The sequence below is a fragment of the Marinomonas aquimarina genome (assembly GCF_900089755.1).
GTDB lineage: Bacteria > Pseudomonadota > Gammaproteobacteria > Pseudomonadales > Marinomonadaceae > Marinomonas > Marinomonas aquimarina.
Map to the genome: position 1 here is coordinate 1 of NZ_FLOC01000023.1, position 16,114 is coordinate 16,114.

17 protein-coding genes are annotated in these 16,114 nt (G+C 48.5%); 7 read left to right on the forward strand and 10 right to left on the reverse strand.

Features of this window, described 5'->3' with window-relative positions; genetic code table 11:
• The first annotated feature begins 419 nt into the window (after positions 1-419).
• Both MAQ5080_RS15885 and MAQ5080_RS15890 read left to right on the forward strand, forming a co-directional pair.
• Positions 420-1,574 carry a Na/Pi symporter gene (locus MAQ5080_RS15885; RefSeq protein WP_067212880.1) on the forward strand — a complete coding sequence of 385 codons (1,155 nt, stop codon included), beginning with the start codon at positions 420-422 and terminating at the stop codon, positions 1,572-1,574.
• A 27-nt stretch (positions 1,575-1,601) separates the two neighbouring features.
• A complete protein-coding gene (locus tag MAQ5080_RS15890) occupies positions 1,602-1,820 on the forward strand; it encodes a hypothetical protein (protein ID WP_067212882.1) in 219 nt (72 codons plus the stop codon).
• Positions 1,821-1,858: 38 nt separating this feature from the next.
• Here MAQ5080_RS15890 and MAQ5080_RS15895 read toward each other — a convergent pair whose 3' ends face one another.
• Positions 1,859-4,297: a bifunctional acetate--CoA ligase family protein/GNAT family N-acetyltransferase gene (locus MAQ5080_RS15895; protein ID WP_067212884.1), complete on the reverse strand. Its 2,439-nt coding sequence runs from the start codon at positions 4,295-4,297 to the stop codon at positions 1,859-1,861.
• Positions 4,298-4,535: 238 nt separating this feature from the next.
• Between MAQ5080_RS15895 and MAQ5080_RS15900 the strand changes: the two genes are divergently transcribed.
• A complete protein-coding gene (locus tag MAQ5080_RS15900) occupies positions 4,536-5,459 on the forward strand; it encodes a histone deacetylase family protein (RefSeq protein ID WP_067212979.1) in 924 nt (307 codons plus the stop codon).
• A gap of 119 nt (positions 5,460-5,578) precedes the next feature.
• Positions 5,579-6,001, forward strand: a complete 423-nt coding sequence (locus MAQ5080_RS15905) for a BLUF domain-containing protein (RefSeq protein ID WP_067212886.1) — start codon at positions 5,579-5,581, stop codon at positions 5,999-6,001.
• A gap of 39 nt (positions 6,002-6,040) precedes the next feature.
• Here the strand turns inward: MAQ5080_RS15905 and MAQ5080_RS15910 are convergent, their stop codons facing one another.
• The 6 genes from MAQ5080_RS15910 to MAQ5080_RS15935 all read right to left on the reverse strand — a co-directional run bounded on the left by MAQ5080_RS15910 (position 6,041) and on the right by MAQ5080_RS15935 (position 12,007).
• Positions 6,041-8,179 carry a TRAP transporter permease gene (locus MAQ5080_RS15910; RefSeq protein ID WP_067212888.1) on the reverse strand — a complete coding sequence of 713 codons (2,139 nt, stop codon included), beginning with the start codon at positions 8,177-8,179 and terminating at the stop codon, positions 6,041-6,043.
• A 111-nt stretch (positions 8,180-8,290) separates the two neighbouring features.
• The gene (locus tag MAQ5080_RS15915) at positions 8,291-9,319 is read right to left on the reverse strand and encodes a TAXI family TRAP transporter solute-binding subunit (RefSeq protein ID WP_197464644.1); all 1,029 of its coding nucleotides are present in this window, start codon (positions 9,317-9,319) and stop codon (positions 8,291-8,293) included.
• 346 nt (positions 9,320-9,665) lie between these two features.
• On the reverse strand, positions 9,666-10,085 hold the full coding sequence (locus MAQ5080_RS15920) for an SRPBCC domain-containing protein (RefSeq protein WP_067212892.1): 420 nt from the start codon (positions 10,083-10,085) through the stop codon (positions 9,666-9,668).
• Positions 10,086-10,278: 193 nt separating this feature from the next.
• The gene (locus tag MAQ5080_RS15925; protein ID WP_231870865.1) at positions 10,279-10,929 is read right to left on the reverse strand and encodes a DUF799 domain-containing protein; all 651 of its coding nucleotides are present in this window, start codon (positions 10,927-10,929) and stop codon (positions 10,279-10,281) included.
• A complete protein-coding gene (locus tag MAQ5080_RS15930) occupies positions 10,926-11,297 on the reverse strand; it encodes a DUF4810 domain-containing protein (RefSeq protein WP_231870866.1) in 372 nt (123 codons plus the stop codon). The genes MAQ5080_RS15925 and MAQ5080_RS15930 overlap by 4 nt, the downstream gene beginning before the upstream one ends.
• 17 nt (positions 11,298-11,314) lie before the next feature.
• Positions 11,315-12,007, reverse strand: a complete 693-nt coding sequence (locus tag MAQ5080_RS15935; protein WP_067212894.1) for a CsgG/HfaB family protein — start codon at positions 12,005-12,007, stop codon at positions 11,315-11,317.
• 263 nt (positions 12,008-12,270) lie between these two features.
• Between MAQ5080_RS15935 and MAQ5080_RS15940 the strand changes: the two genes are divergently transcribed.
• The 3 genes from MAQ5080_RS15940 to MAQ5080_RS15950 are packed head-to-tail and all read left to right on the forward strand — an operon-like array spanning position 12,271 to position 14,508.
• The gene (locus MAQ5080_RS15940; protein WP_231870867.1) at positions 12,271-12,456 is read left to right on the forward strand and encodes a Trp family transcriptional regulator; all 186 of its coding nucleotides are present in this window, start codon (positions 12,271-12,273) and stop codon (positions 12,454-12,456) included.
• Complete coding sequence (locus MAQ5080_RS15945; RefSeq protein ID WP_067212898.1) at positions 12,449-13,834, forward strand: anthranilate synthase component I family protein; 1,386 nt, start codon at positions 12,449-12,451, stop codon at positions 13,832-13,834. The genes MAQ5080_RS15940 and MAQ5080_RS15945 overlap by 8 nt, the downstream gene beginning before the upstream one ends.
• 11 nt (positions 13,835-13,845) lie before the next feature.
• Positions 13,846-14,508, forward strand: coding sequence for an anthranilate synthase component II (locus MAQ5080_RS15950; RefSeq protein ID WP_067212901.1), 663 nt, complete (start codon positions 13,846-13,848; stop codon positions 14,506-14,508).
• A gap of 55 nt (positions 14,509-14,563) precedes the next feature.
• Here MAQ5080_RS15950 and MAQ5080_RS15955 read toward each other — a convergent pair whose 3' ends face one another.
• Genes MAQ5080_RS15955 through MAQ5080_RS15965 form a run of 3 tightly spaced genes read right to left on the reverse strand, consistent with a single transcriptional unit; the run spans position 14,564 to position 15,946 of the window.
• Entirely contained in the window at positions 14,564-15,376 is an 813-nt protein-coding gene (locus MAQ5080_RS15955; protein WP_067212904.1) for a DUF2971 domain-containing protein, read from the reverse strand.
• Positions 15,377-15,389: 13 nt separating this feature from the next.
• The gene (locus MAQ5080_RS15960; RefSeq protein ID WP_067212907.1) at positions 15,390-15,665 is read right to left on the reverse strand and encodes a type II toxin-antitoxin system RelE/ParE family toxin; all 276 of its coding nucleotides are present in this window, start codon (positions 15,663-15,665) and stop codon (positions 15,390-15,392) included.
• A gap of 2 nt (positions 15,666-15,667) precedes the next feature.
• Positions 15,668-15,946, reverse strand: coding sequence for a type II toxin-antitoxin system RelB/DinJ family antitoxin (locus tag MAQ5080_RS15965; protein ID WP_067212910.1), 279 nt, complete (start codon positions 15,944-15,946; stop codon positions 15,668-15,670).
• Between the last annotated feature and the right edge of the window lie 168 nt (positions 15,947-16,114).

A 16,114-nucleotide genomic window follows, 5' to 3' on the forward strand; every position in this document is an offset into this window, starting at 1 on the left:
ATCGATGCTTAAGATGCTAATGTTCTTCATAGGGCTCGCTCCTTTTAACTTGGATGCCGGACAGGCTTTTGTTTACACATTAAGCATGGCACATGGTTAGGAGGGCGAGTCCATCTTATTTCCCACAAGATTTGTGCATGGTGTGGGAGGGGTATCTTACCCCGATTCAGATTTGCATCCTCGATAGAATCCTAGCTATATCGTAGCCCCATCCTAACTTTCCCCTTACAAAGGGGAAGGGACATGAAATACTGCAGAAATAAAAACTAACTCTTCCTCTTCAGAAAAAGAAAGAGAAATATCTCAAGAAAATCCCGTCGCGCTCACCAATATTTAATCAATTATGCATCCTACCCTGCAGTAATATTATGGTCATTTATCGTTTATAGCATGAGCTTTTTCAAATGGAGGTGGTTGCTATGAATAGTTCTGAGGTGTTACAAGCCCCTAAGGTTTCAACGGGGAGTCGTTGGCCGCAATGGTTAGCAGTGGTTGTGCTGGTATATGTGTTGATCAGTGCGGTCAGTATGATTGGTTCCGGTTTTAAAGCGGCAACGGGTGGTCAGGCGCAGGAACTGTTTGAATTTGCCTCGAACCCATATGTAGGCCTAGTCATTGGTATTGTGGCTACGGCCCTGATTCAATCTTCTTCAACCGTAACTTCTCTTATCGTTGGTATGGTCGCAGGTGGTTTACCAGTAACGATTGCTATCCCAATGATTATGGGATCCAACGTGGGGACCACGGTAACGAATACCCTAGTCAGCTTAGGTCATGTACGCGATAAGAATGAGTTCCGTCGCGCTTTCTCTGCAGCGACGGTGCATGATTTCTTTAACCTAATCGCAGTGGCAATCTTCTTACCATTGGAAATCATGTTTGGTTTTCTGGAGCAGGTGGCACTGTGGCTATCAACGTTCTTAATCGGCTCTGACAGCTATTCTATGTCTGATATCAATGTCATTAAGATGCTGACTAAGCCTTTCGTGAATGCGATGGGGGATGTGACCAGTGTTTTACCTGGCGTGTTGGGCAGTGTGGCTCTGATTATTGTCGGTCTTTTGTTTATTTTCGCTGCGATTACTTACATTGGCAAACTGTTAAAAGTATTGATGGTTGGTAAAGCCAAAGAAGTGCTGCATTCCGCTATTGGCCGTGGCCCTGTCACCGGTATTGCTTCAGGGGCTTTAGTCACGACTTTTGTGCAATCCTCTTCAACGACGACCAGTCTTATGGTGCCACTTGCAGGATCAGGTACATTCAGCTTGAAGCAAATCTACCCATTCATGTTAGGGGCTAATATTGGTACAACGGTAACGGCGTTATTGGCTGCGACAGCGATTTCTGGTGCGCTGGCAGTAGCGGCGTTGGAAATTGCCTTGGTGCATTTCTTATTTAATGTGTTTGCTGTGTGCGTGATTTTTGGTTTGCCGTTACTGCGCAATCTTCCCATTATCGGCGCGGAGTGGTTAGCAGGCATTGCCGCTGAGCGAAAAGTCTTTGCTGCTGCATGGGTATTGGGTGTCTTTATTGCTGTGCCTCTTTTAATGATTGCTGCAAGTATGGCCTTGTAGGCGTCCACAACAGAAGGAATCTGAACTATGTCTGATTTAGAACGTATGTCGAAGGAAGAGCTTAGAACGATCCTGAATGAAACAGAACAGCATATTCATGAGATTCGAGCCGAGTTAGAAAAGCGTGATTCGGAGATTCAGCATGAAGAAGTTGAGGGCATCCGATTGAGTCCGGAGTGGACCCCTGTACAGTGGGGCAAAGTGCGAACATTCTTTGAGATGGTATTAGAAGAGTTGCGCAAATAAGCCTAACCATGCAACTCGATAGTAAGCCGACTGAGAAATCAGTCGGCTTTTTTATTTTCTAATACTTCTTTTGGAGCCATCCCCAGCTTTTCTTTTACGCTGTCAATAAACTTAGGCGTGAGACGCACGTAGGCGGTTACTAGGCTGATGTCATCAGGGTCGCGTTTAATGGTGAAGCCGATGCGACGACAGAAGTCGATCATGCGCTTGTTCTCCGCCAATACGGTGCCTTTCATCTCTTTAATGCCTTTGAAATTCGCCACCAGGATCAGTCGGCGCATGAGTAAGGCCGCTAAGCCATGGCCTTGGTAGTCGTCCCCAATCACGACCGCGAATTCACAGCTCTGATCATCAAAGTTGTCACTAAAGCGCGCAGCGCCCATCATCACTTGCTGGCCGTCCTTTTCCCCCACCACAATCAACGCCATTTCACGGTCATAGTCGATGTGTGACAGGCTCGCGACCATGCGCGGGGTGAGTTCTGAAATGTTAGCAATGAAACGGAAGTAACGACTTTCATGGGACAAGTTTTTCACGAAGTCAGCCATCATATCGGCATCACGAGGTAAAATCGGACGTATGGTCACCTCTTGGCCATCACGTAGGGTTGCTTGCTTCACCCATTGTCTTGGGTAGGGTTGAATCGATAAGTGCTCATAGCGCCTTAGCTTGCCACAACCTTTGAGCCGCGCGGTGACGTCCGCAAAGATACTGCCACTTTCATGAATCCGTACATCGGCCAGCTCTAAGTATTCAAACTCTGGGAGCTCACAGACCATGGTTGAAAAGCTACGCAGCAGGTCTTCTAACTCAAACGATTCCACATTCGGGAAAGCGCGATGGATTAAATCTTTGGACAAAATAGTATTGAGTGGTGGTAGTGCCACGGCTTCGGTTTGATGGTGCCATTGGTTAGCCCCTTCAAGCGAAAGACCAATAGCAGGCCCAAACACTGGGTCGCGAAATGCGCGCAGATGGATCGGTGCCTGCAGTAAGAAATTGGTTTGTCGGCGACTGATCAAACGGAAGTTAAACAGGTCAAAAACCTCTTTTAAATCCTCGGCAGTGGGTTTTTTATTACCGCCTTTGATCAATTCTTTTAACTTAGTGCGCGCGGCGGCGACATCGATATTAAAACGAAATGCATGGCTGTCCGGCATTTGTTTGGCCAGCATCTGGTTGCGATGGAACTGGACGAGGAACTGGAAGCCTTCGATGGCGGCTTCAGGCGTTCGAAAAGTTGGAATGCCTGCTTCGTTAATGCGTGTCCGCAGTGCCACCATGTTGCCGCCGCCGAGCATACATACCATCACCAGCTTCTTCTGCTTCTTATGCAGTTGTAGCACCTGATCGTACAAAGACACCATATTGATCAAAGCGGTGGGGCTGAGCATGAGTAGCACTGCGCCACACTCTTTGTCTGCAAGGGCCGTTTCCGCAAGGTCGACAAACAGGTTTGCCTCACAGCTGGCCCAAGCGGTAGTGACACTGCCAACGCTACCTCGGCCCGCCATAATAGCTTCGAGCTTGTCCCTTAATTCATCATTAGGTGTCAGTAAGTTAATGTTTACTTCGGCTGCTCGCTGCGCGGCTAATTCCCCTGGGCCTGAACCATTACCGATAATCATCAAAGAGCCATCTTTCACGCGACGGGCATTGGTCATGACCGAGGCGGCGGCAACTAAGTCATTCAAGCGGTGGCCTCGTACAGCGCCAGTACGACTTAAGGCGGCATCCAGTACGCGCGGATCAGCGCCGACATCGTGTTCCGTTACCACGGCCACGGGTTTGGAGCGGCTGGCGGCACGAAGGCTACTGAGAAAGCGAGTCGTCGAGCCAATCTTTTGTAGGTACATCAAGATCGATTGGCTTTCAAAATCATTGGATAAATAGTCGAGTACTTGCGATGGCATGACATCAATCGGGCTGCCCATACTGACCACTTGAGAAAAGCCAATGCCCTGCCATGTTGCCCAATCTACTAGAGCGCTGGCCACGGTGCCTGATTGCGACAGTAGCGCCAAGCGGCCTGGGATGGGTTGGGTGAGACCGAGCCATGCTGAGAAGCCTTGCTTGGGGCGACACATGCCAAAGCTGTTGGGCCCGATTAAGCGCACGTTATGCTGTCGTGCCGCTTTTAAAATGTCCTCAGGGCTTTCCTCTGAGCCCATAAAAACCAGTAGAGCAGGGATCGACAGTTGGCCACATTGTTCAATGATGTGAGTTAACAGGCGTGGGTCTTCACCAGCGAGAATAGCGAGGTCAGGTGCTTTGCTTAATTCGTCTAATGATGCCAATTGGGTAAAAGGCAACACGCCGACACTTTCGTCCGGTTCTACTCCAAATAAAGACGTCTTGCTGCGTCGGCCTCCGTATGACAGGGCGTGCAGAACCGCATGCAGAATAGGGTTAAGCCGGTCTTGTCCGGTGAAGACCAATATTGAGCTGGGGGCTAACAGTGGCTGAAGTGCGTGCATGCAAAAATCTCCCTGACTGACCTGTAGCGAACGTCCTGGCAAATGCCCTCGCTCAACAACAGAGAATGCATCGATGAATAGCAGTCTAGACCAATGTCGGATAGGCTGCCTAGTGCAAACTATGGCTTGATATAAGGCAGTTCACGTATGATCACCTTATAGTAGCCTTAGATGGCGACTCGATGAATAACAATAATAGCGCCCCTTGATGTGGGTACAGAATTTTACGGATACCAATATGAGCACAGCTTACCTGACGCACCCTTTGTGTGAAGAACATAAGCTTGGGGAAGATCACCCTGAGTCTCCACAACGGCTAGAAGCCATTCAAAATCGCTTAATAGCCGGACAATTGATGGACTTTATGCGTTGGCGCGAGGCGAATGAGGTCACCGTAGAGCAGCTCAATGCCACTCATGATCCGAACTATGTGGCGTCGATTTTTGCCAAAGCCCCAGAGCAAGGTCATGTGGAACTGGATCAAGAAACGCTGATGATGCCGCACACATTGGACGCCGCATTGCGTGCTTCTGGCGCCGTGGTGCAGGCGGTCGATATGATTATGAGTGGTGAAGTGCAAAATGCTTTCTGTGCCGTGCGGCCACCGGGTCACCACGCCGAATACGATAAAGCCATGGGCTTCTGCTTATTCAATAACATTGCCGTTGGTGCCCGCCATGCCCTAAACCAGCATGGCATTGAGCGCATTGCCATCGTTGACTTTGATGTGCACCATGGTAATGGCACAGAGGATATCTTTAAAAATGATCCGCAGGTGTTGTACGCTTCTAGCTATCAGCATCCGTTGTTTCCTTATCCCGATCCAGGGGCTTCCCACGACAACATCGTACATATGCCGTTGGAGAAAGGCTCAAAAGGCGAAGACTTTCGCGCGGCCTATGAGTCGGAATTGTTCCCTGCTTTAGATGAATTCAAACCACAGTTATTGATGATCTCAGCCGGCTTTGATGCATTAGCCGAAGATCCTATGGGACAACTACGTTTGCGTGAGGACGATATTGTCTGGGTCACAGAGAAACTGATGGATGTGGCGGAGCGTCATTGTCAAGGGCGTGTGGTCTCGGTGTTAGAAGGTGGCTACAACACAGATGCCTTAGGGCGTGCGGTATTCAGTCATTTAAAAGCGATCATGAAATTGTGATTTCATAAGCTTACACTCTCTAACCAATAGAAACGGTTTGGAACGGTTTTGTAATGTTTTGCCTTTGCTGATGACCATACACTCATTACTCCAGCATCATCTAATGTACGGAGGGAGTGATGAGTTTTGTTCGTTTAATTTATGCGAGTAGAGCGACTGCAGCGTTCCAACCGTCGTCCATTCAGTCGATCCTTCAAGCCGCCCGAAGAAACAATAGCCAAAATGGTGTCACTGGCGTGCTGTGTTTTAATCAGCTCGGCTTTCTGCAGTGCCTCGAAGGTAAGCGCTCTGATGTCAACCGCACCTTTGAGCGTATTTTGCGCGACCCACGCCATGATCATGCAGAAATCATTTGTTATCGATATACAGATCAACGTGAGTTCGAGAACTGGAACATGGGGTATTTGCAAAACAACCAAGTCATGCGCGACCTGTTAATGCGAAATACTGGATCAACTGAGTTTTTACCGCTAACACTGATTCCAGAAGACGCGTTTGCCATTTTGAAGGATGTGCGCAATATCATTGAAGACAGCATGTAACAACAAGCTTAGGCGCAAGTGCGCCTAAGCCGTTTTGCCTTAGGCGACTGACAGAGAGCTCGCGCGCGCCTTACGTGAGTAAATAAACAGACCGATAAACAGCACCAAGCCTGCGCTGTCGATCAGTATATTATGATGTGGCCAGAGCATCAGCAGAGCCGCCACGCCGGATAAGATACGTAAGGCAATGTTCAGTGGCCCTTCCAGATAACCTTCCATAAAGCCGACAAAGGCGTACAAGCCGAATAGGGCAAAGACAAAGATACGTAACACATCTGTTGTCTCACCACCGATAAAATTGGTGTAGGCCAACAGTAGCGGCACTATGTATAAGCCCTTCGCCAGTTTCCATGCCATAAACCCCGTCGACATCGGTGGTGTCTTGGCAATGGCCGCCGCAGCAAAGGCGGTCAGACAGACGGGTGGGGTGACGTTGGAGTCCTGTGATAACCAGAAGATAATCATATGTGCAGATAGCAGGGCAGCGCTTAATACCGTTGGATTCAAGGCTTGTTCCAGTAACTGACCTTTAAAATCTCCTGGTACTTGGGCTATCAATGCAGTGGCATCCGCTTGGCTCATGGGGGCTGACAGCAAAGCGTACTTCTCTGGATCAATCAGCATAAAGATCACCTTGGCCTGCTCTGGCAAATTGCCTGCCATGATCAAATCGATCAAGTGTGATTCAGCGATCAAGTTGTACAGTGCTGGTGCCGAGAGTGTGGCCAAGACAATGTACGCCGCAGTGACGGGAAGCCCCATCCCCAGAATTAACGATGCCAATGCCACCAACGCCAGCATGATAAACAAGCTACCGCCAGACCACTCCGAGATCATCAGGGAAAAGGTATTGCCAATACCTGTCATGGCGACCACGTTGACCACCAAGCCAACAGCGACCAGCAGAATGGCTGTCGTCGCCATATTACGTGAGCCCTGCGCCAAAGCGTCGAGGATGTCTCTGAACTTCATGGGATGTTTTGACAACCAAGAAGAGACGATCACGGCGAGGATGGAAATCCCTGCAGCATAAGTGGGGGTAAAGCCATAAATCAATAGGGCTACCAAGACCGCTAGCGGTAATAGGAAGTGCCAGCCTTCTTTAAATACTTCGCCAAAGCTTCGAGTATCCAGTTCAATCGCATGGGCATGGGAGCGCATGGCTTCAACACGGACATAGAAGCCCACCGACATAAAGTACAGCAAGGCCGGCAGAGTCGAGACAGCGATGATTTCCACATAGGGAATCTGTGTGTAAGATGCCATGATAAAGGCACCTGCCCCCATGACTGGCGGCATCAACTGGCCACCGGTCGACGCGGCGGCTTCGACACCAGCGGAGAAGCGTGCCGGAAAGCCCGCCTTACGCATCATGGGAATGGTAATCACGCCAGTGGATACGGTGTTGGCAACCGAAGAACCCGAGACCGAGCCCATCAAGCCAGAGCCCAATACGGCAACAAAACCAGGTCCACCAACGAAACGACCGGCAGCACAACGCGATAATTCGATAATGAAATCCCCCGCGCCGGATTTCACTAGGAAGGCACCAAACAGAATAAACATGAACACATAAGTCCATGAAATGCGGGCAATGGAGCCAAACATGCCTTCAGAAGAGAAATAGGAGCGGAACATCACCGTCTCAAGGCTGAGTCCGGCAAAGCCAAAGATGCCGTCGATATAAGGGCCCCACCAGAAGACATAGGTGAGCGCGACCAAGATCAAGCTTGGAATAAACCAGCCCGTGGTACGTCGAGTCAGCTCTAGGGCAATAGCAATGGCAACAAAAGAGACGATCCAATCACTGGTGATAAAGTTTACCCCGCGATCGTACAGGGCATCCTCAAATAGAATCAGATAAATGGTGCAGGCAATAGCGACTACACCGATGGCCAGATCCAATGTCAGCGCCCAGCGGCGGCCTCTGGCAGAGGACGATTTAAAGGCGGGCACCATCAAGGCACAAATCAGGGCAAAGCCACTGAAGTGAATGGCGGACACCCACAGCTCTGACAGGGTACCTAGGGTGTTAAAGTAAATATGAGCCAAAGCAAACAACACTCCGACCCAATAAATTAAGCGTCCAGTGTGCGAGTGTTCGTCTCGCTGCTCAAGCTCGAGACTTTTCAGCTTATCCTGCATTTCCTGGTCTTGGTGAACCTGACTCTCAGACATAATGTACAGCCTATAACGTCATCTTGAGGCGCGTACTTGCGCATCGATGTTGGAAAACAAATGCGGTAGAGAGCAGCGCAGGCTGCTCTCTCATAGTGCTAAGTCATGTGATTACTCGGCGATCAAGTGGGCTGGCACGGTGAGGCCTGCTTCTTGGTAGTAGCGAGCGGCACCAGGGTGAAGTGGTACCGGTAACCCATCAATGGCTTTTTCAAGGGACATGGCTTTAGTCGCTTTGTGAATCCCGTTTAGGAAAGGTAGGTTTTCGTAGATGGTTTTGGTCAGCTGATACACGTCTTCTTCAGATAAATCCGCATTCACGGCTAGGAAGTTAGGCTGCGCCATGGTCTGGATAGCTTCTGTTTGACCTGGGTAGGTATTGGCTGGGATCTCAAAACGGGTCCATAGTTGGAAGTTACCGTTGGCTTGTTTAATCTGCTCATCGCTAAAATCCAACACCTTAATGTCATCCCCTAGGGCTGCGTAAGCGCGAGTGATGGCGCTGGTTGGTACACCAGAAGGGATGTTCATACCATCAATGGTGCCGTTTTGCATGGCATCTGCAGACGCCGCGTACCCCATGTAAGCCATGTCGAGTTCGCCAACAGGTAGCTGCAAATTATTCAGAATGGTCAGACCTGAGCCCTCTGTACCTGAGTTCTTAGTGCCGATGGAGAATTTTTCACTGGTCAGGTTGTTGATATCGCTGATGGTGCCGGAGGTGACGTACTCAGAGCGCACGACAAATTGTTCGACGTTTTGCCATAGCATGGAGATTGAACGTAGGTTTTTCTGTGGCCCTTCTTTTTCCATACGGCCGGTACCATCCCAAGCCCAAGCACCATACAAACCTTGTAGGATGGAAAGCTGAGCTTCGTTCTCACGCATCAATTTGATGTTCTCACCTGAACCTGCCGAGTTGATTGCTGAGATCGACATACCTGTGGTGGGTTCTAACTTCACCTTGGTAAGAGTCGCCAAAGCCACGCCGACAGGGTAAAACGTACCACCAGTTGATGCAGTCGCTAGCACGTAAGAGCGGTCGTCAGCGGCGTGCGCTAGACCCACAGAACTTACAGCTGAACCCATAACTAGTGCGGCACTCATTGCTTTTACTAATGTATGTCTGCTCATCTTCATTGTGTGTTTCCTATCAATATTGTTGTTATATCAGAGAACTTGGTAAGAGCATCCACGCTCTTAGAGTACAGAGTATAGGCAAACAAAATCCAAATGTATTAGCAAATGGTCGTGTCACGGGTGAGAACAGGGTGGGGACTGGATGCGCGATATAGTAGCCGTAAAACATTGATATGAATCGACAGAAGAGGTTTTGTCACATCGTTTTGCTCAACGTTCGCTTATAGTGGTACTTTCACAGGAGAGTGCTATGAATTTGTCGCCACAAAAATTGATCGTTTTAATCGCTGTAAAGGTAATTGTATTGACCATGATTACCTTTGGCATTGTGCTCTGGGCATAACCTTCAGTTTAGTAACTGGTTGGTCTCAATGATCTTTTTGAAATAGATCATGAGCTCCTCAAAGTTTTGTGCTTGGTGCTCGAAGCATTCCTTATGGCATAACTCGATTGTGCCATTCACTTGAGTACCATCTGAATTCTCGTGGAAGTGCATGCTGACGCGGCGGCCATCATTGAAATTCAGTTCAATAAGACGCAGTAGCTTCAAACGTCTAAAAATACCACTGAAATCTAAGACTTCACTGCCGTCTAGGCGCTCGATGCGGTAGAAAAAGCTGCCCCCTTCGTGAAGATCCACTTCAGCTTTAGGACATACCCAATCAAACGCTCCTGAATTCCATTGTTGAACGATCGCGGGAGTGGTCCAAGCTTCCCATACTTTTTCGAGTGGCGCTTTGATTTGCGCCGCAACGGTAATCTCCATGTCATCATCCTCTCTCTAAATCCATGAGAACTTATTTTATAGAGGAGATAGGAGCATCTGTCGAGCGGCTTTGCTCCAGATATCTGCAATGAATGTGCGAGAATAGTGAATCTCTATTATAAGCAAAAATTATGGCTGGCTAGGCGAGACTCTACCCGCCTAGGAGGCCCGTCGGCCTCACAAGGGCGAGCGCCTATTGTTTTGGTAGGGCGTAGGGGCCTTCTAATAAGCCTTTTTGTGGATGGTAAATGGCTTGATTGGTCGCCATGCGCGACACTTCTTCGGTTTGATCAGAAATCGAATTGGCGATTTGGCTGGCCACTGCGGACAACAAGCTGCCAATAACGTTATTGCTGTTGGCATCCGAACTGCGCACCGCACTGATGCTGGCGTCCCATAGTTGAGTGCCGGTTCGAGCATCGACCAAGCGCATGCTCACTCTGACGACGGTACTGGAAGAAATGATGTTGTATTTCTGGCCCCAATCGAGAATTTCCGTATACAGCACAGCATCCGCCCCAATATGCTGATGAATTTTATCCAGTGGCACCAAGTTCATTTCTTCTGGGGTCGGCAAGCCATTTTCTTTCATAAAGGTGTCAATGACGGCGACTGGAAAGACGTAATAGCCTTTATTGCCTAAGGGCCGCGAAATAGTCGATAAGTAAATATAGGGGGCATGCACTTCGAGGGAGTTGTTCTTTGGCGGGATCACCACAATGGAGCGGGGACTGGCCGCCATCAGCGCATCATAGTTATAGGCAGGCGGCGTGGCACAGCCTGTTAGCCAGAAGCTTAAACAGAGTGCCAATAGGGACCAAGGTTTGCGTAACCACTTCATCATCGCTTGGCTCCTTGTAAACGTTGCAGCATGCCATCAACCAGCACGCTCGACTCTGGGAACAGACTCTTCTCAATCAAAAACTCAGACTTGGCTTGCGCCATATTGCCTTGCAAAGCGTACATATAGCCTAAGTGAGCATGAATCCCCGGGGCGATGCGAATACCCTTGGCAGCGGCGCGCTCAATATCCTCCGTCAATAACGCTATTTGAGTGCCGCTGTCGGCTCGGCCGGGCTCCATATACATGCTATAAATGAGGGGCTCATAATTGCCCCAATAAAAGGTCGGCTGAGTGCTACTGCAGCCACTAACAAGCAGAGTAAGGGCTACCCCACCGAGCACTTTTGCCGTCATCGCCATACGCATCATAAGGTGTGATCGCCTCGTTACTGGACTTGCCATAGGCCGCTTTCAAGATCGCGTACCATATTATTAACCGCCTCGGTAATAGCGAAGTTCAATACTTTACCGTTCAGCGTGGCGTCGTAGCCGGCACTTGAACCAAAGCCGACGACTTCACGGTTGCTGAGCTCATACTCGCCCGCCGCTTGGGTGGCGTAGACGATTTCACCGTTCAGCACATCAACAATATTGATGCTGACTTTAGCGTAAGCGGTTTGCGTTTTACCGGATCCCAGGATACCAAACAGTTGCTTATCCCCCGTCACCTTACGGCCAAACTCGGTGACGTCACCACTGATGGTATAGCGCGCGCCAGTCAGCTGTTGCGCCATACCGTTTAACTCCGCTTCGCGCTGCAGTGTGTCGAGATTTTCACGGTCGACCACTTTAAAGCGATTGGTTTGCTGCAAATGGGTTTTCAGAATGGTTTTGGCTTGGTTGCCCAGTTTATCGATATCGCTGGAGAATAGTCCCTGCATATAAGAGGAACGGTTTTGGAAATTGCCCACCACCAGTGTGGTTTTCATCCCCGTGTAATCAGTGCGGTAGGTGGCGACGGTTTCCGACTCTACGGCGCGATGGGTTTGCGTTGCCGAGCAGGCAGAAAGGCTTACCAAAGTGGCCGCCGCTAGGCTAAGCAGAGCTATTTTTGAGGGTTTAAAGCGGTTTACAGTCATAGTGAACTCCATGTTTGCCCACAGTCAGCGGAATTAACCAAGCGCGATTAATCGTATAGGTGGCCTATTTCCTTTGGGCGTCTTTGCATTAAAAGTAATCTATATCGGAGCATTTTGACAGCTTGTGTTAAGCCTTAAGGTCGGCAATTTCTCATTGCAAACAAGGTATAAAATCTATATTGTACTAGTACACTGATACATCAAGGTACGCCTTAGTGCAGAATTTGATTCATTACTTTTTAGACACCCCTGATGCGGCGGCGATGGAGCAGAAGCTTAATGCTTTGCTCACGCCGAATGAGATCAGCGAGATGCAGCGCCGTTTACAGATTTTTGCGCTGCTGGAAGACGGTGTGTCACAACGAGAAATTGCCAAACAGCTAGGTGTGGGGATCGCGACTGTAACCCGTGGTTCCCGCGCACTAAAGGAATTAAAAGATCATGAGTAACCTTCCGCCACGCATCGAGCTGCCACGTAAGCCTAAATACGTGACCATCAGCTCGGACTGTGACTTTTTCGGCATGTTTAAGAAAGTCGAAAAGCAATTTGCCAACTGTTTTATGTTGGAATCCTTAGGTGAAGAGAGCTACATCTCACGCCACTCCATCATTGGCTTTGATCCAGAGAAATTGCTGTGGGCGGAAGGCAATACCCTGTTTATCCAAGAGCGTGACGGTGATACGGCGTCCTACGAATCGGATAACCCATATTATCTGCTGCGTAGCATTGTGCCGCAAAACATTATCTCACGCGGTTATGCAGGCGGTCTGACGGGCTACATTGGCTACGATGCCATGAACTACTTCGAGCCGACGCTAGACCTACAAACCAGTGATATGTTTGATGGCTTCCGCTTTGGTCTGTACAAAGACGGTCTGATTTTGGACAAGATGACTGGGCAGGTGTTCTACTTCTACTACGACCAAGATCGCTCAGAGCTAGTGCAATCTTTGCTGGATGCACCGATCCCAGAAAATGGCTCATTAGTGGTGACACCTACGGGTGAGTCCATGACCCGCGACGAGCACGCGCAAGCGGTCGCGAAAGTGAAGCAGGACATCATCGACGGTAAGATCTTCCAAACCGAAGTCGGCTTTAAAAAGTGGTTCGACCTAGAAGGCGACACCATCGCTATCTACGAACAGATGCGCATCGTTAACCCATCGCCACAGATGTACTACATCAAGTTTGGTGAGCAAAAAGTCATTGGCGCGAGCCCTGAGCTACTATTCCGCTTACGCCAAGGGGAAATGGAAACCTTCCCACTGGCGGGCACGGCGAAGCGTGGCGCGGATGAGAAAGAAGACGTGGCACTGGCACGTGCTTTGTTGAACGATCCAAAAGAGATCGCCGAGCACAATATGATTGTCGATCTGCACCGTAATGACATCGGTCGTGTGGCGCGCTTTGGTACGGTCAAAGTACGCTCTTTGATGGACATTAAGCGTTTTAGTCACGTACAACATATTTCCAGTGAAATTGTTGGCATTATCGCCGACGATCAGGATATGTTCTCCGCCTTAGCCAGCAACTTCCCTGCGGGTACCTTGACCGGTGCACCGAAGATCGAAGCCATGAAAATCATCGATGATATGGAAGGCGATGGTCGCGGTCCTTACGGTGGCGCAGTGGGGCAGTTCTCCTTTAATGGTGACTGTAACTTTGCCATTCCGATCCGTACCGTGTTCGCGAAAGGCAATAAAGCTTACGTACAAACCTGTGGCGGCAACGTCTATGACTCCAATGCTGCTGGTGAGTACGAAGAGATTCAACGTAAATTCGCTGGCACCAAGCGCGTGCTAGATCAATTCGCACCAGCGCAGTAAGGGCTTAGCAGATGAAAGTGTTAATTATCGATAACTACGACTCGTTTACTTACAACCTGTACCAATACATCGGTGAAATTCTGATGGCGGCACAAAGCCAAGGTAAACTAGAAAAATTCGATGTCGTGGTAAAGCGTAACAACGAAGTGAGCTTAGCGGATATCCAAGCGATGCAGCCGGATCGCATTATTATTTCCCCAGGACCGGGCTCTCCAGACGATGAAGCTTACTTTGGTGTCTGTGCTGAGGTGATTCGTGAGCTAGGCAAAACCATCCCATTGATGGGCGTTTGTCTAGGTATGCAGGGCATTTGTCACGTCTTTGGCGGTAAGGTGGTGAAAGCTCACGTACCAATGCACGGCAAGGTGAGCCCAATTGCCCACAACTGTGAAGGTATCTTCCACGATATCCCTGATCAATTAGAGATCATGCGTTACCACTCTTTGATGGCGGAGCCAGAGAGCTTGCCGGAATGCTTAGAAGTCAGTGCTGTGGTGGGCGATCTGAAAGTGGAAGACTTCGATAACCATGCTGTGATTCACCAAGGCGGTGATTACGAAATCATGGGCGTACGCCATAAGGACTACCCGATCCAAGGCATTCAGTTCCACCCAGAATCCTTCGCCACCGAAGGTGGTCGCGATCTGATTAAGAACTTCCTTTTTCAGATGTAATACTGTCTATCAAGGCTTCTAACTAAGAAGCCTTGATGTTATTAAATCAAGGCTATTAATCACTGTTCTTAAGAGCAAGCCACTTATTTTTATAAGGGCTACTGTGTGATATTTCCATTTCACACACCTCGATACCTAAGTGCTCTCCAACTTCCCTTAGATTAGCTTTATATGCAGGGCACATTTTTGCTCCAGCAATTAGCCTTTTCATCTTAATCCCGCGAGGCATTTCAATGGCACAGCCTTTTTGCTCATAATTGACCAATCGGACCTCCTGCTCATAGCTCCATTCAATGGATTTTGTCGCAATAAACTTTTTTAACGCTTGATGTGGAGAGAAGATAAGCTCTGATAGACAGATTTCAGGAATAGCTGTGGAATATGTGATCGGAAACTGGGCTAAGTTTTTTACATTTTCTCTGGCGAAGCACATTGGGTAGAAGTTGTATTCAATACAAAAACCTTGATGCTGTGATGCATAGTGCGACCACGCAAGAGTATTGTCCAAATTCTTCATAAAACACTGAACGCCGAAAGTCTTGAAATATAACTTGAATTCGGCAATGACTTGTTCTTGTGTTCGAGATTTAGGATGTTTAGCCCACTCTTTTATAAATTTTAAAGCTTTCGCACTGTAAGCCCTGTGGCTTTCTTTTTCAAAGTCGATGCTATCAACTAATTCAAATGCAGCCTTTCTAAGTGCTTTTTCATCGATGCCTGATCGATCTGTTAGGTCTTTAATTGGAAGATCAAAATCCAGTGGGTCGTTAAAACGTTCAGGGTCGGAAAACCAAAGTTTGTTATCTTTTAAAAAGGTAATACGGCGGATGTCTGCTGGCTCAAATCGATACAATGAAATTCCATTCATATAATTCTTCCTTTTATTCTGGAAACTTCTGCTTCATATGTAGGATTCGCAGAATCTTGATGTTGGCTTGATCAAGGTGATAAAGCACCAACAGCGACACATCGGGAATAATCAGCATCCTACCTTTTTGATTTGGCTTCATCGCACCCATATTAGGTTGCTCGATAAGCAGTTTGATCTTCTCAACCAGTAGATCATCGGTTTTATCTGCTGCGATGGGATTAAATTCGTATAAGAATTCGTAGAGCCGTTTACGATCCTCTAGGGCGTCCTTTTCCCATAAAATCATACTTACCCCCTAGCCTTAAGGGCGGCTTTGAAAGCCTTCATTTCAGCGTCTGCTTGGTCAGCTTCCACAAATTCGGCTTGCTGTGATTCAAGCTTTTCAAATGCGCGTTCAACTTGTTCCGCTAGCCATTGATCGTGCGATAAACGCTTCCGTTGTTGCTCTGCTAGCTGCTCTGCAAGTGCGCGGCAAGCTCCGCTCAGTGTGGTGCCTTGGCTTTCTGCCATCATTTGGGCTAAGCGCTTAGTTTCCTCGTCCACGCGAAATTGAATACGTGTTTCCATAACTTGGCCTCATCAGAAGTTTGTCTGACAAATGTTAGCACATGATGTCTTCAGGGTTGGTTTTTTCTCTCGTTAGCATGGTTTTTGCTTTAAAATACAAGCTGACCAAAGAGTTAAGTTTTCTAAAATGGCAAAGCCTTGCTAAGTTTTAGAGACTCATAAGTAAAA